Here is a 15,019-nt window from a genome sequence, read left to right on the forward strand (position 1 = left end):
ATGCTGCAGATCGCCTTTTTGCTCGCCGGTGCGGCATTTGTCCGGAAAGCGGCACCTTACTTTATGCTGGCAGGCGTGCTCTGGGGCGGGCTTGGGCTGGCCATTTTTATCGATGGTTTGCAGGGCGGGCTGCACTTTCCGCTGCATATCTTTGGCCTGTTTCTGCTGCTCGACAGTCTGGTATCCCTGACATTAGGGTCGGCGGCGAAAGGAACCCAGCGCGGCATCTTTTACTTCAAGGGCGGTCTGTTTCTGCTCATCGCCATGTTGATTTTATCCGGACGCCACGACGGCACGCTGGCGCTGGCTATCGTCTTTGGGCTGGCGTACTTCATTACCGGCCTGTTCACCATCGCCTCTGCCGTGGTGGTGCGCTTTACCCACTGGCGGCGAGCGCTGCTCGCAGGGGTGGCACAGATCCTGTTCGCCATTTTTCTGTTCCTGCCCTTTCCAACGCAGCATGACGGCACCGTCTCGCAGTTTATCGGCATGGTCATGCTCACCGGCGGGGTGCAGTCGGTGCTCCTCTCCCTGCGGATGCGGCAGGTCCGTCATGGCCGCTCGGTATTTGATATTCTCGCCCCGCAGACGTTGATCCCCGCCCGGCGCGAGGCGCTGCCGCCCACCGTGACAAACACGCCGGGCAATCAGCTGATTGTGCATGTCTGGACCCCGGAAGGATCGGCAAAACAGCAGACCCTGCCGCGCCCGGTCATTAACCGCTATATCGCCGCCGTGGATGCTAACGGGGTGATATCCACCGGCCATGCGGCGCTGGAGTGCCCTCCCCACCTCTACATCAGCCTCTATCCGGCAGCGGAGATCGACCGTTCCCCCTCCGAGTTTTTTAATCTGCTTAAAGCGGTGGAAGCGAATACCGTGGCGGGAAAATACCAGCCGAACTATCGCTATGAGGCGGGGATCTGGTGCGAGTCCGACCGCAAAATCCACTTCTCCATTTTTAATGCGGCGTCGCTTAACAGTTTCTGGACGCAGTACCGCCAGACCGAAACCTATAACCTCACCTGGCGCAACTGCTCCAGCAGCGTGGCGTATGCTCTTGAAGCGGCTCTGGATGGCGTGTTGAAAGAGCGCTGTACCCGGGGCGGTTTTTTGCGGCTGCTGCTCATTCCGGAGCTGTGGATCGCCGCGCAGCTGCGCAAACGCGCCACCAATATGGCCTGGACGCCCGGGCTGGTGCTTGACTATACCCGGGCGCTGCACGCCATTGTGCATCCCAATGGCGTTTCGCTGATCACCTTTATCAAAAACCGATTTTCTACCCCTGCGGATACTGCTCGTCGGTGACTTTCTCCAGCCAGTCCACCGGGCTGCCGTTCACCGCTTCGGCGATGGCGATATGGGTCATCGCGGTCTGCGCGCAGGCACCGTGCCAGTGCTTAACGCCCGGCGGGATCCAGGCGATATCGCCCTGATTCAGGACTTCAGCCTCTTTACCCCACGCCTGTAGCCAGCCGCGACCCTGGGTAACGATCAGCGTCTGCCCCAGCGGATGCGTATGCCACGCGGTGCGCGCCCCGGGTTCAAAAGTGACGGTCGCCCCGCCCACTTTCGCGGGCTCGGTGGCCTGAAAAGGTGCGTCGATACGTACGGTGCCGGTAAACCAGGCCTCTGGTCCCCGGACGGAAGGTAATGAACCGCTGCGGATAATTTTCATGCTGACTCCTCGTTTGCTGTTGCGTTAACAGTAGCGCATGCCGGTGACGAGGATTAGACTGCATAATCAGAAAGGAATGATGAATCAAATTCATATATGCGGAAATCCTGATGCTGAAAGAGAACTTTAACGACCTGCTGTCATTTATGGTGGTCGCCCGGGAGCGCAGTTTTACCCGCGCTGCGGCCCAGCTTGGCGTCTCCCAGTCTGCCCTCAGCCATGCCATGCGCAACCTCGAAGCCCGGCTGGATATGCGCCTGCTTACCCGAACCACCCGCAGCGTGGCCCCCACCGAAGCGGGCGAGCAGCTCATTATGCGCTTAAGCCCCCACCTGCTGGAGATGGAACAGGCGCTAACCGCGCTGCGCAATATGCGGGATATACCGGCGGGTAATATCCGCATCACCGCAGGGGAGCATGCGATGAGCGCGGTGCTGTGGCCGGTGCTCAAACCCTTTATGGTTCAGTACCCGGACATCAATGTAGAGATGACGATAGATAACGGCCTGACGGATATCGTCGACGGGCGTTTTGATGCCGGGGTGCGCCTGGGGGAGCAGGTTGCGAAGGATATGATTGCGGTGCGCATCGCGCCGGACATGCGGATGGCAGTGGTCGGCTCTCCGGACTATTTTGCCCGCTACGGAGAACCGCAAACCCCCGAGCAGCTGGCGGATCACCGCTGCATCAACATGCGCCTGCCGACGCGGGGTGGCCTGTATGCCTGGGAGTTTGTCCATGAGGGAGAGGAGATCCGCGTCCGGGTAGAGGGACAGCTTATCCTGAATAGCCTGCCCCAGCGTCTGGATGCCGCACAGGCGGGCCTGGGGCTGGCCTATGTCCCGGAGGAAACAGCACAGGAGGCCATCGATCGTGGGCGGCTGGTCCGTACGCTGGAGGCATACTGCCCGGTGTTTGATGGCTACCACCTCTACTACCCCAGCCGCCGCCAGCACACCACCGCCTTTGCCTTACTGGTGGCGGCGTTACGTCGAAACTAGCCTGCTATCCGGCACAAAATATTTACTTCAGCATGCATCACTTTCACGCCGTTATTTTTTGCGTCGTTTATTAATTGCAGGTAGGATGCTTCGCCATGTTTTGCCTTATCCATACGCAGAATGACTGGAAAGGCAGAATATTTCCGCGCGAGAGCAATCGTTTGTATTGTCGACCGCCGGTTATGGACACGATGTTCTTGATTCAGACAGGCAAACAGGTAACTCAATGAAAACAAGCAATAAAAGCGCAGCCGATCATCACGCTGCGAAACGTCGCTGGTTGAACGCCCACGAAGAGGGCTATCACAAGGCGATGGGCAACCGTCAGGTGCAGATGATTGCCATCGGCGGCGCTATCGGTACCGGGCTGTTTTTAGGTGCAGGCGCACGTCTGCAGATGGCTGGCCCGGCTCTGGCACTGGTCTATCTGGTGTGCGGGATCTTCTCCTTCTTTATTCTGCGTGCCCTTGGCGAGCTGGTGTTACACCGCCCCTCCAGCGGCAGCTTCGTCTCTTATGCCCGTGAGTTTCTCGGTGAGAAAGCCGCTTACGTGGCGGGCTGGATGTACTTTGTTAACTGGGCGATGACCGGGATCGTGGATATCACCGCCGTGGCCCTCTATATGCACTACTGGGGCGCGTTTGGCGATGTGCCGCAGTGGGTGTTTGCCCTTGGCGCGCTGGCGATTGTCGGCACCATGAACATGATCGGCGTAAAGTGGTTCGCTGAGATGGAGTTCTGGTTTGCGCTGGTAAAAGTGCTGGCGATCGTCATCTTCCTGGTGGTGGGCACCGTGTTCCTCGGCAGCGGCAAAACGCTGGATGGCAACATGACCGGCTTCCACCTGATCACCGATAACGGCGGCTTCTTCCCGCACGGCCTGCTGCCTGCCCTGGTGCTGGTCCAGGGCGTGGTGTTCGCCTTTGCCTCCATTGAACTGGTGGGCACCGCGGCGGGCGAATGTAAAGAGCCGGAGAAAACCGTACCCAAAGCGATTAACAGCGTTATCTGGCGTATCGGCCTCTTCTATGTCGGCTCCGTGGTGCTGCTGGTTCTGCTCCTGCCGTGGAACGCCTATCAGGCGGGCCAGAGCCCCTTCGTGACCTTCTTCTCGAAGCTCGGCGTGCCGTACGTGGGCAGCATCATGAACATCGTGGTGCTGACCGCGGCGCTCTCCAGCCTGAACTCCGGTCTCTACTCCACCGGGCGTATTCTGCGCTCCATGTCGATGGGCGGCTCCGCACCGCGGTTTATGTCGAAAATGAGCAAGCAGCAGGTGCCATACGCGGGCATTCTGGCGACGCTGGTGGTCTATGTCTTTGGCGTATTCCTGAACTATCTGGTGCCGTCCCAGGTCTTTGAGATTGTCTTGAACGTTGCGGCGCTGGGCATTATCGCCTCCTGGGCCTTTATCGTGGTGTGCCAGATGCGTCTGCGCAAGGCGATCAAAGAAGGCACCGCCGCTCCGGTAAGCTTCAGAATGCCGGGCGCGCCGGTCACCTCCTGGCTGACCCTGCTCTTCCTGTTCAGCGTGCTGGTGCTGATGGCGTTCGACTATCCGAACGGCACCTACACCATCGCCACCATCCCGCTGCTGGCGATCCTGCTGGTGGCGGGCTGGTTCGGTGTGCGCAAGCGCGTGCATGCGGTCCACAGCACCGCGCCAAAGCACCCGGATGAAGACAAGCTCGACGGTCCGCTGGTGGAAGAGACGTCGCGTTAATCGCTTCAATTAAAAAGGGAAGGCAAATGCCTTCCCTTTTTTTTGCCCGGGGCCTACACAACCGGAGCAGGAATACGCGCGATGACCTTAATTTCGAAATCAAATCCGGCAAGCCAGGTGACGCCGACGGCGGTCCAGTTCGGATAAGGGGCCTGCGGGAAAATCGCCTGTTTGACCTGCATGATCGTCGGGAACTGATTTTCAGGATCGGTGTGGAAGGTTGTCACATCAATCAGATCGTCAAAGGTACACCCCGCCGCGGCAAGGGTTGCTTTCAGATTATCAAACGCAAGCTGCACCTGAGCGGCGAAATCGGGCTCGGGGGTGCCATCGGCGCGGCTTCCTACCTGACCCGAAACAAACAGCAAATCGCCGGAACGGATGGCGGCAGAATAACCGTGTTCTTCATAAAGAGCATGACGGTTAGCGGGGAAAACCGGTTCGCGCTGGATCATAAGGTATCCTGTACTGTATCAACGTTGGAAAAGGCAAAGCGCAGCGCATAAAGATGATTTAATATACGCGGCGTATGTCAAATTAATCACACATACGCCGCGTATGTCAAATGAAGATGGAGAGATTATGGTTGCCAGACGCCGCAGCGAAACGATGGAAGAGAACCGTGCAAAACTGCTGATGGCTGCACGGAAAGCCTTTGCGGAAAACGGCTTTGCCGCCGCATCCATGGATGAATTAACCGCAAGCGTCGGCCTTACCCGCGGGGCGCTGTACCACAATTTTGGTGATAAAAAGGGGCTACTCGCCGCCGTTGTCGACCAGATAGATCGAGATATGGCACAGCGTGCGAAGGCTGAGGCCGCCGGGGTGCAAGATGACTGGGAAAGACTGCTGGCGGAAGGGATCGCCTATATCAAAATGGCCCTTGACCCGGAGGTGCGACGCATCGTGCTGCTTGATGGCCCCGCTTTTCTCGGCGATCCCGCCCAGTGGCCCGGTCAGTTAAGCTGCCTTGAATCGACGCACCAGAGCATCCTCAAGATGCTCGAACGCGGCGTGATTAAGCCTGTGGATGCGGGCGCTGCGGCCTATATGTTAAACAGCGCGGCCATGAATGCCGCACTGTGGATCGCCGCCAGCCAGGATCCGCAGAAGGCGCTGCCGGACATTATTAAGGTATTTACGCACCTGGCAAGCGGCCTGTGCCAGCGCGCGCAATAAAGGCGAAGCCGCACCCGCCTTTTTGCCCGGCGGCGCTGCGCTTGCACGGGCCTACAAAACCCGCATACATTCGTAGGCCGGGTAAGGCGCAGCCGCCACCCGGCACAAAGACCGCACCCGTCCTCGTTGCCCGGCGGCGCTGCGCTTGCGCGGGCCTACGGTTTGGCCGTTGGTAGGCCGGGTAAGGCGCAGCCGCCACCCGGCACTGAACTTACAGCGCGATACGGATCACGTCATCAGGCTGGGTGGCTTCCTGCTGGCGGGTCGACTTCTGCTTCACCGTCACGTACAGGGTTTTGCCGTCGGCGGAGAGCGCCAGGCTGTTCGGGAAGGTCGGCGTGTCGTGCGTTTTGGTCACTTTGTAGGTTTTGGCGTCAATCACGCTCACCTTGCCCGCCTCACGGTGGGTGACGTAGGCTTCGTCCCGGGCCGGGTTAAACAGCACCGCCAGAGATTCCGGGGCTGTCACCTTGTTGATGATGCTGCCATCTTTCAGGGAGACAACCAGTACTTCCGGCTGTTTAGAGTCGGTGATGAACGCACGCTGGCCCTTAACATCCAGGCTAAGGTTCAGGTAGAAGTGCTCTTTCCCGTCGTCCTGCAGCTTCTTACGCGCGATGATTTTGTGGGTCGCGGTGTCGATGGTCACCAGTTCGCCGTCGCCGTTGGTGGTGTAGAGACGCTTCGCCTGGGCATCCAGCGCCAGACCGGTGCTGAATTTGCCGGTGCCGGTGATGGTCTCTTTCAGCTTCAGCGTTTCGCCGTCCACCACCCAAATCACGCTCTCTTTGCCGATACCGGTGATATAGACGGTGTTCGTGGTGTCATCCGCCACCAGCTCACGCGGTTGCAGCGGTTTCACAGTCTCGCTGCGCTTACGATCGTCCAGCACCAGACGGCCCTTCACGTCACCGGTTTTCGCGTCAATGGCCGTTACCGCGCTGTTGGTGGTGTTACCAAACCACAGGGTCTGGGTGGCGTTGTTGATGGTGGCGCCAAACGGTTTCAGGTCGCTATGAATGGCCTGCGTCACTTCCAGCGTCAGCGGATCGAGGCGGTAGACCACCCCACCTTTATCCATTTTGCGGCTCTGGGTGGTGGCAACCCACAGCGCATTTTCCTGCTGGCTGACGGCCATTTCATATGCGCCTTTGCCCACCGCTTTACGCAGCATCTCTTCTGCGCCATGAACATTAAAAGAACCGGCTACCAGCAAAGACCCCAACAGCAGTGAGCTGCGCAGACGCGGCGAGCACAGGTGACGTAAATTCATAACAACTCCCTTTCGAGTAAATGGTACCGCTGACATCGCTTCCGGCTGGCAAAGTCATCGCTTCGCCTGATTATTGATGAGAATAGTAATCATTATTTATCTCAATGTGGAGTAATTCTTGATCGCATCAAGCTTATTCGCTGATTTAACCTACACTTGGGTTAACGCTATGTGCGGTTATGGTTTTCAAAATATTTACAAAAGATTTACCATACCCGCACATGTTCCATTTGGTTCGTCTTTCTTTTAAGCGGTTTTTTAATTCATGAAAATCTTTTCTGCCCGCAGGGCAACGCTCCCCCTGCTGTTGGTTCCTGTTGTTTTAGCCCCTGTCGCAGCGATGGCGGCCGACGAACAGACCATGATCGTCAGCGCGTCCCCACAATCGCTCTCTGAGTTGGATACCCCCGCCGCGGTCAGCGTGGTTAACGGCGAGGATATACGTCATGCGACCCCGCGCATTAACCTCTCTGAATCCCTCGGCAGCGTGCCGGGATTACAGATCCAGAACCGACAGAACTACGCCCAGGATCTCCAGCTCTCAACCCGTGGTTTTGGCGCCCGCTCCACCTTTGGTGTGCGCGGCATTCGTCTCTATGTGGACGGTATCCCGGCGACGATGCCGGATGGTCAGGGGCAAACCTCGAATATCGATCTCAACAGCATTGAGAGCGTGGAAGTGCTGCGCGGGCCGTTTTCCGCCCTCTATGGCAACGCCTCCGGCGGAGTGGTTAACATGACCACCGAAACCGGGCGTGAGCCGAACACCGTCGAGGCCAGCAGCTATTACGGCAGCTACGGCAGCTGGCGCTACGGTCTGAAGGCCACCGGCGCGATGGGCGACGGCACCCAGCCGGGGGATGTGGATTACACCGTCTCCACCACCCGCTTCACCACCCACGGCTATCGCGACCACAGCGGCGCGCGTAAAAATCTCGCCAACGCCAAGCTGGGCGTGCGCATCGACGACGCCAGCAAGCTGAGCCTGATTTTCAACAGCGTGGATATGAAAGCCAACGATCCCGGCGGGCTGGACTATCAGGAGTGGCGGGATAACCCGCGCCAGTCGCCGCGCGGCGATCAGTACAACACCCGCAAAACCATCAAGCAGACCCAGGCCGGCCTGCGCTATGAGCGCCAGCTCAGCGCCCAGGACGACCTCAGCGTGATGGCCTACGCCGGTGAACGCGAGATGACCCAGTACCAGTCGATTCCCTACCAGCCACAGTTGCGCCCGACTCACGCGGGCGGCGTGATCGACATGCAGCGCCACTATCAGGGGATCGACACCCGCTGGACTCACCGTGGTGAGCTGCTGGTGCCGATGACCTTCACTACCGGTCTGAATTACGAAAACCTGAGCGAAGATCGTCGCGGGTATGAAAACTTCGTGATGAACAACGGCGTGCCGGATTATGGCCAGAAAGGGGCGAAGCGCCGCGATGAGCGCAACCTGATGTGGAACGTCGATCCCTACCTGCAAACCAACTGGCAGCTGACACAGAAGCTCTCCCTCGACGCGGGCGTGCGCTACAGCTCCGTGTGGTTCGACTCGAACGACCACTATGTACAGGGCGCTAATGGCGACGACAGCGGTGAGGCCAGCTACCACAAATGGCTCCCGGCCGGGGCGCTGAAGTACCGCGTAACCGACGCCTGGAACCTTTATGCTGCCGCGGGCCGCGGGTTTGAGACCCCGACCATCAACGAGCTCTCCTACCGCTCCGATAACCAGAGCGGCCTGAACTTTGGCCTCAAGCCATCCACCAACAATACCTACGAGGTGGGAAGCAAAACGCGCATCGGCAATGGCCTGTTCACTGCGGCGCTCTTCCGTACCGATACCGACGATGAGATCGTCGTTGACGCCAGCGCGGGCGGCCGCACCAGCTATAAAAACGCCGGTAAAACCCGCCGTCAGGGGGTGGAACTCTCTCTGGATCAGCAGTTTGCTGAAAACTGGAAGCTGAAAATGGCGTGGACCTATCTGGATGCCACCTATCGCACCAACGTCTGTGGCGATAGCGACTGTAACGGCAACCGGATGCCGGGCATTGCCCGCAACATGGGCTATGCCTCCTTTGGCTGGCAGCCGGTCGAGGGGTGGTATGCGGGAACGGATGTGCGCTATATGAGCGACATCGAGGCCGATGACGAAAACACCGCCAAAGCGCCCTCTTATACCGTTGTGGGTCTGAACACCGGCTATAAGCTGAATATGGGCAACTGGGGCATGGACATCTTTGGTCGCGTGGATAACCTGTTCGACAAAGAGTATGTCGGCTCGGTGATTGTGAACGAATCAAACGGGCGTTACTACGAACCGGCACCGGGGCGTAACTACGGGGTGGGCCTTTCCGTCTCGTATCGCTTCGAGTGATAAAAAAACCGGCAGCCGAGGCTGCCGGTTTTGTTTACGCCATCTGTGCGCGCTGTTCCAGACGGAACGCCGCCACCAGCGACTCCAGCAGACGGGCCTGATCTTCCAGCGCCCCTGCCGCCGTCGACGAGGCGCCTACCAGCGAGGCGTTCTGCTGGGTGGTGGTATCCAGCTCCATCACTGCCCGGGAGATCTGCTCGATACCACGGCTCTGCTCTTCCGAGGCCGAGGAGATCTCGCCCATGATGTCATTTACGCGGGTGACGGAATCCACCACCTGCTCCATGGTCTGCCCGGCTTTCGCCACCAGCTCGCTGCCGGTAGAAATGCGGGAGACCGACTCGCTGATCAACTGCTCGATATCCTTCGCCGCCTGAGAGCTGCGCTGGGAGAGGCTGCGCACTTCGCTGGCCACCACCGCAAAGCCCCGCCCCTGCTCCCCGGCGCGCGCCGCTTCCACGGCTGCGTTGAGGGCCAGAATATTGGTCTGGAAGGCAATGCTGTTGATCACCGCCGTGATATCGGCAATTTTTTGCGAGCTGGTATTAATGTCGCTCATGGTGCTGACCACATCGCGCATCACCCTTCCGCCCTGAGTGGCGGTTTGCGAGGCCTCGGCCGCCAGCTGGCTGGCGTGACGGGCGTTATCGGCGTTGTTTTTCACCGTGGCGGTGAGCTCTTCCATACTGGCGGCGGTCTGTACGACTGCCGCAGCCTGCTGCTCGGTGCGCGAGGAGAGATCGGTGTTCCCTTCGGCAATTTCACTGGCGGCCAGCGACACCTGCGCTACGCTGCTGCGCACCTCGCCAATCATTAAGCGCAGTTTATCGTTCATCCGGCCCATCGCCCCGGTCAGTTTGCCCAGTTCGTCTTCTCCCTGGGGATGGATATCGGAGCTGAGATCGCCGCTGGCGATACGCTCGGCCAGCTGCAGGTTCTGTTTTACCGGACGGGTGATCTGGCGGGTCACCCACCAGGAGACCAGGATGCCGAAGAGGATCGCCGCCACGCCAATAATGGCGGTGATGGTACTGGAGCTGTAGGCCAGCGAATCATTATGCGTTTTGACCAAGGCAATGATCTCGCGGATTGAGGCGCTGCTGTCGTCGCCAGCGGTTTTGACTTTGTCTTCCGCAGCTTTCAGCGCCGCGGTGGCCGCCGGGTCGTTTTTGTTTGCGTTCCAGGCCGTCATCGCGCTCTGCATTTCCGTCACGCTGCTGCCAAAACGGGCAAGGTGTCCGGCAATCGCCTCAACAATGGCCCTCTCTTTTGCCGTCCACTCCAGCTCACGGGCCTCTTCGGTCAGTTCAACGGCATGTTTGACGTAATTTGCCATCAGCTGGCCGGACTTTTCGTCACCGTTATAGAGGAATTTGAGGCGGTTGATCTTGGCCTGGAAGACCTCGATATTGATGTTGTAGATCAGGTTGGTTTGCTGGTAAACGTCGCGAATTTCTTTAAAGCGCATCACGCTGAGCAAGGTCGATACTGCAACCAGCAGCAGTACCAGACCAAAACCCGCCGCGAGCTTTCTGCTCATTTTTATATTACGTAATCGTTGACTGACACTCATTCCTGGCTCCTTAAAAGGCGAATGTGCCTTTTAAGGTTATCGGCAGAGGTCAGGGTTATTTCATAGTTAAGCTGGTCTTATCAGTAGGCTAATAAATAAACTTTCCGGCAGCAGCTTGTCTGCCGGAAAAAAGAAACAGCTCATATTTAGCGAAATTACCGCTTCGTTTATTTCTGGCCCTGTTAGTTTGCAAACTGCCTGATTAATATCTCATTCGCTTCGTCGATCGCTTTATCAATCGCCGCCCGGCTGGCTTCCTCATCGCCCTTCGCAAGGGCATCAAGCAGCTCATCGTAACGATAGGAGCGGCTCGGCAATACAATGTCTGGATCGTAGAGACAGTTAAAACAGGGCCCGATGCGCACCCATAGCTGTTCGATAAGCGATATCAGCGTGGGCATGTCGGCATAGTGATAGAGCGTAAAACGAAAAGCCCGGTTGGAGTGAAGCGCGCGCTCCACCTCGCCATTGCTCATCGCATCGTGAAATTTTTCTGAAAGGTCGCGCAGCGTCTCTAGCTTTTCGCCGGTCATCTGATTGCATGCCGCCGCGACAGCCATGCATTCCAGCGACTTACGAATAGCATTGACTTCGCTATAACGCTCTAAAGTGACTTCCGGCACCAGAAAAGCCTGCGCCGGGGTCGCGTGCAGCGCGCCCGCGGAGACCAACCGCAGCAGCGCTTCACGAACAGGAGTAATACTGGTACCGAGTTTATCCGCAATATCTTTGGTGACGAGCCGTGCGCCTGGCTTTAACGCGCCGGCAATGAGCGCGCTTTTCAGACTCACCTCAACCTGCATCGTCAGGCTCATTCGTTGAGCTTTTTCTAAATTGTCCAAATCCAGCATGTTCTGTTCCTGTTACCCACACTTAACTATATTTCACAGACGGTTAAATAAGGACCGCTGAGTATTTGATATATCCTGTATCGCATGCCTGATTTACGTCAAAAGAAAACTATCAATCATAACTTTGTGTGATTGAAAAAATAAAAGACCCCGTTTTGTATACCGCGTTTCGTTTATTCTATGCCTGTATAATTAAAGACGTTATTTTGAAATTTGCACAGTTTAGTATGGCGGAATAATCCGCCATACCTGGTACTATTCGTTATTGTTCGCGACACGTATCACGACTTTGCCGAAGTTTTTTCCCTCCAGCAGGCCAATCAGCGCATCGGGCGCATTTTCCAGGCCATCCGTCACCTGTTCGCGATAGTGGATGTTGCCCTCTTTGACCCACTGCCCCATCTGCTGCTGAAACTCTTCGATACGGTGGCCGTAATCCTGGTTGATGATAAAGCCCTGCATACGGATGCGTTTTTTCAGGATGGTGCCCATCAGCAACCCGAGACGATCCGGCCCTGGCGGCAGGTCGGTGGCGTTGTATCCGCTCACCAGCCCACAGACCGGTACGCGCGCCTGGGTATTGAGCAGCGGCAGCACCGCGTCAAACACTTTACCGCCGACATTTTCGTAGTAGATATCAATCCCCTGCGGACACGCCTGTTTAAGCTGTTCGGCAAAGTCATCCGCATGATGATCCAGGCACTGGTCGAAGCCCAGCACCTCGGTGGCGTGACGGCACTTCTCCGCCCCACCGGCAACGCCTACCACCCGGCAACCTTTCAGCTTGCCAATCTGCCCAACGGTGGAACCTACCGGGCCGGTCGCCGCGGCCACTACCAGGGTCTCACCCGATTTCGGTTGGCCGATATCCAGCAGTCCCATGTAGGCGGTAAAACCTGGCATGCCCAGAATACCTAACGACCAGGAGGGGTGTTCCGGGTTCTCACCCAGTTTCACCAGCCCGTTGCCGTCGGAGAGTTCATACTCCTGCCAGCCGCTGTAGCCGAGCACCCATTCACCCGGCTGATAGTCAGGATGGTTCGAGGCCTCAACGCGGCTGACGGTGCCGCCCACCATTACGGCACCGATCTCTACCGGCGGCGAATAAGATGGCGCGTCGCTCATGCGGCCACGCATATAAGGGTCAAGAGAGAGCCACATCGTGCGCAGCAGAAGCTGGCCGTCGGCGGGCTGAGGGATGTCGGTGGTTTCTAAACGAAAGTTATCAGCGGTGGGGGCACCATGGGGACGAGAAGCCAGAACCCATTGACGATTTTGCGTTGAAGATTGACTCATACCTCACTCCTTTTTATAGAAACGTCCTTAGAGCCTAGCCTCATCTTCCCCTGCCCGCTTTAACATTATGAGCCGGACTGGTTAAGCCTGACGACAAGGTAGACGCACGGCTCGCCGCTTTCGTTAATAAACCGGCAGTCGTTCGGCGGGCCTAACTCCAGACAATCTCCGGCCCGCATTTCATGGCGGGTATCCCCCTCCTGAAACACCAGCTCACCCGACTGAAGCCAGATAAGCTGGCGCGCAAGGGCATAAGAGGAGGCGGGCATCGGTACATCGCTGTTGCCGGGCAATTCAACCTGCACCAGGTCGATAGGCAGATCGGTACGCGGCGAGACGTGTCGACGCATATAGTGGGTTTGTGGGTCGCGCCAGACAGGCTGGCTTTCAAAGCGCAGCAGCTTGCCCTCCTGCATCTCGGCGCGGGCAATAAGGGTCGACATGCTGATGCCAAACGCGCCAGAGAGACGGGCCAGCAAGGTGGCGGTCGGGCTGCTGTCGCCGCGTTCGATTTTATGGATCATCGCTCGTGACACGCCCGCCCGCTCGGCAAGCTCGCTCAGGGACCATCCACGCGACTCGCGTTCAAGCCGGATACGCGCGCTGATCCGTTGATTCATATTGTCTGACAGAATATTCATCACGCCATACTATAGAGAAAGTAATGGATTACCACTGGCTTTTTTCATAACGAAAAGATATGTGTTATGCCGTAGCGTTTTCAGCGACTGTTTGTGTAATATCGTGACATCGCGTACTACTATAGTGAACAACACACCCCGAGGTTTCAGATGCTTATTCGTCACGCCACTAAAGAGGATTGCGCCGCTATCGGCGAGATCTATAACCACGCTGTACTGCATACCGCCGCCATCTGGAACGATACCACCGTGGACACCGATAACCGCATCGCCTGGTTCGAGGCGCGCCAGCTGATGGGCTATCCGGTGCTGGTCAGCGAGCATGATGGCGTGGTCACGGGATATGCCTCTTTCGGCGACTGGCGCGCCTTTGACGGGTTCCGTCATACGGTTGAGCATTCGGTATATGTGCATCCGGATCATCAGGGCAAAGGCATCGGGCGGGCGCTGATGGAGCAACTTATTGTTGAGGCCCGACGCATCGGCAAGCACGTAATGGTGGCCGGGATCGAAGCGCAGAATCATGCCTCTGTACATCTGCATGAAACATTAGGTTTTGTCACCACTGGCCAGATGCCACAGGTGGGGACCAAGTTTGGCCGCTGGCTGGATCTGACCTTTATGCAGCTTCAGCTCGACGAGCGCAGCGAACCGGATAACATCGGATGAACCAGACCCTGACGCTGGTATTTCTGGTGGCGGCGGGCATTGGGCTGGTGGTGCAGAACACCCTGATGGTGCGCATCACCCAGACCTCAAGCACCATTCTTATCGCCATGCTGCTCAATTCGCTGGTGGGGATTGTGCTCTTTGTATCGATCCTGCTGATTAAAAACGGCGTCGCCGGGTTCAGCGAGCTGGTTCACACGGTGCGCTGGTGGACCTTAATCCCCGGCCTGCTGGGCTCATTTTTTGTCTTCGCCAGCATCAGCGGTTATCAGTATGTCGGGGCCGCGACGACCATCGCCGTGCTGGTTGCCAGCCAGTTAATCGGGGGTCTGGTGATGGATGTGATGCGCAGCCAGGGGGTGCCGCTCAAGGCCCTGATCGGCCCGGTATGCGGCGCGATGCTGCTGGTGGTTGGCGCCTGGCTGGTCGCCAGACGCCAGTTCTGAATCAGAGGATCACCCCGCCTTTGGTCAGGCTCTCATGGCGGGCCTCCTGGTCCTCTTTGTACTGTTTACCGTGGTGGGCGATGGCGTTACGCAGGCGCTGCTGCTGGGTATAGCGATCTTCACGGCTTAACTCGCTATCCTCGCTAAGTTCGATCAGCAGTTCATTCATATGTGCAATCACGCTTTCGGCAATCGTTGCGTCAACGCGGGCGGTAACATCCTCTAAATGTGACATTGTCACTCCTTCTCAGCTTGCCCGGCGGCGCTACGCTTGCCGGGCCTACGGGTGCCATACACAGGCCGGGTAAG

General features: G+C 57.7%; 15 protein-coding genes. 7 read left to right on the plus strand and 8 right to left on the minus strand.

Annotated elements, in window-relative coordinates; all coding sequences use genetic code 11:
* Nucleotides 1–1,308, plus strand: a complete 1,308-nt coding sequence (locus tag FHC51_RS16885) for an HdeD family acid-resistance protein (protein ID WP_220436132.1) — start codon at nt 1–3, stop codon at nt 1,306–1,308.
* Here the strand turns inward: FHC51_RS16885 and FHC51_RS16890 are convergent.
* Complete coding sequence (locus FHC51_RS16890; RefSeq protein WP_103822034.1) at nt 1,280–1,678, minus strand: cupin domain-containing protein; 399 nt, start codon at nt 1,676–1,678, stop codon at nt 1,280–1,282. The genes FHC51_RS16885 and FHC51_RS16890 overlap by 29 nt on opposite strands.
* Before the next feature lie 110 nt (nt 1,679–1,788).
* Between FHC51_RS16890 and FHC51_RS16895 the strand changes: the two genes are divergently transcribed.
* Both FHC51_RS16895 and ansP read left to right on the plus strand, forming a co-directional pair.
* Nucleotides 1,789–2,679 carry a LysR family transcriptional regulator gene (locus tag FHC51_RS16895; RefSeq protein WP_220436133.1) on the plus strand — a complete coding sequence of 297 codons (891 nt, stop codon included), beginning with the start codon at nt 1,789–1,791 and terminating at the stop codon, nt 2,677–2,679.
* Nucleotides 2,680–2,905: 226 nt separating this feature from the next.
* On the plus strand, nt 2,906–4,402 hold the full coding sequence (gene ansP, locus FHC51_RS16900) for an L-asparagine permease (RefSeq protein ID WP_220436134.1): 1,497 nt from the start codon (nt 2,906–2,908) through the stop codon (nt 4,400–4,402).
* A 53-nt stretch (nt 4,403–4,455) separates the two neighbouring features.
* On the opposite strand, the gene FHC51_RS16905 is transcribed toward ansP, so the two are convergent.
* Entirely contained in the window at nt 4,456–4,857 is a 402-nt protein-coding gene (locus FHC51_RS16905) for a RidA family protein (protein WP_156238823.1), read from the minus strand.
* Nucleotides 4,858–4,984: 127 nt separating this feature from the next.
* Between FHC51_RS16905 and FHC51_RS16910 the strand changes: the two genes are divergently transcribed.
* Nucleotides 4,985–5,581, plus strand: a complete 597-nt coding sequence (locus tag FHC51_RS16910; RefSeq protein WP_220436135.1) for a TetR/AcrR family transcriptional regulator — start codon at nt 4,985–4,987, stop codon at nt 5,579–5,581.
* Between the two features lie 211 nt (nt 5,582–5,792).
* Here the strand turns inward: FHC51_RS16910 and FHC51_RS16915 are convergent, their stop codons facing one another.
* Nucleotides 5,793–6,854: a YncE family protein gene (locus tag FHC51_RS16915; protein WP_220436136.1), complete on the minus strand. Its 1,062-nt coding sequence runs from the start codon at nt 6,852–6,854 to the stop codon at nt 5,793–5,795.
* 265 nt (nt 6,855–7,119) lie between these two features.
* Here FHC51_RS16915 and pqqU point away from each other — a divergent pair, with 265 nt between their 5' ends.
* Nucleotides 7,120–9,234 carry a TonB-dependent receptor PqqU gene (gene pqqU / locus FHC51_RS16920; protein WP_220436137.1) on the plus strand — a complete coding sequence of 705 codons (2,115 nt, stop codon included), beginning with the start codon at nt 7,120–7,122 and terminating at the stop codon, nt 9,232–9,234.
* Nucleotides 9,235–9,268: 34 nt separating this feature from the next.
* On the opposite strand, the gene FHC51_RS16925 is transcribed toward pqqU, so the two are convergent.
* From FHC51_RS16925 to FHC51_RS16940, 4 genes are all read right to left on the minus strand, one after another.
* The gene (locus FHC51_RS16925) at nt 9,269–10,807 is read right to left on the minus strand and encodes a methyl-accepting chemotaxis protein (protein WP_220436138.1); all 1,539 of its coding nucleotides are present in this window, start codon (nt 10,805–10,807) and stop codon (nt 9,269–9,271) included.
* 182 nt (nt 10,808–10,989) lie between these two features.
* Nucleotides 10,990–11,658 carry a GntR family transcriptional regulator gene (locus FHC51_RS16930; RefSeq protein WP_220436139.1) on the minus strand — a complete coding sequence of 223 codons (669 nt, stop codon included), beginning with the start codon at nt 11,656–11,658 and terminating at the stop codon, nt 10,990–10,992.
* Nucleotides 11,659–11,913: 255 nt separating this feature from the next.
* Nucleotides 11,914–12,954 (minus strand): NADP-dependent oxidoreductase, encoded by a 1,041-nt coding sequence (locus FHC51_RS16935; protein WP_220436140.1) that lies wholly within the window; start codon nt 12,952–12,954, stop codon nt 11,914–11,916.
* A gap of 65 nt (nt 12,955–13,019) precedes the next feature.
* Nucleotides 13,020–13,595, minus strand: coding sequence for a helix-turn-helix domain-containing protein (locus FHC51_RS16940; RefSeq protein WP_220436141.1), 576 nt, complete (start codon nt 13,593–13,595; stop codon nt 13,020–13,022).
* Nucleotides 13,596–13,745: 150 nt separating this feature from the next.
* Here FHC51_RS16940 and FHC51_RS16945 point away from each other — a divergent pair, with 150 nt between their 5' ends.
* Both FHC51_RS16945 and FHC51_RS16950 read left to right on the plus strand, forming a co-directional pair.
* Nucleotides 13,746–14,264 (plus strand): GNAT family N-acetyltransferase, encoded by a 519-nt coding sequence (locus FHC51_RS16945; protein ID WP_103179695.1) that lies wholly within the window; start codon nt 13,746–13,748, stop codon nt 14,262–14,264.
* Nucleotides 14,261–14,710, plus strand: coding sequence for a DMT family transporter (locus tag FHC51_RS16950; protein ID WP_220436142.1), 450 nt, complete (start codon nt 14,261–14,263; stop codon nt 14,708–14,710). The genes FHC51_RS16945 and FHC51_RS16950 overlap by 4 nt, the downstream gene beginning before the upstream one ends.
* A gap of 1 nt (nt 14,711) precedes the next feature.
* On the opposite strand, the gene FHC51_RS16955 is transcribed toward FHC51_RS16950, so the two are convergent.
* Entirely contained in the window at nt 14,712–14,945 is a 234-nt protein-coding gene (locus FHC51_RS16955) for a YdcY family protein (protein ID WP_220436143.1), read from the minus strand.
* Nucleotides 14,946–15,019 lie beyond the last annotated feature (74 nt).

The organism is Leclercia sp. EC_58 (assembly GCF_019584355.1).
In the GTDB taxonomy this organism is placed as follows: Bacteria; Pseudomonadota; Gammaproteobacteria; order Enterobacterales; family Enterobacteriaceae; genus Enterobacter.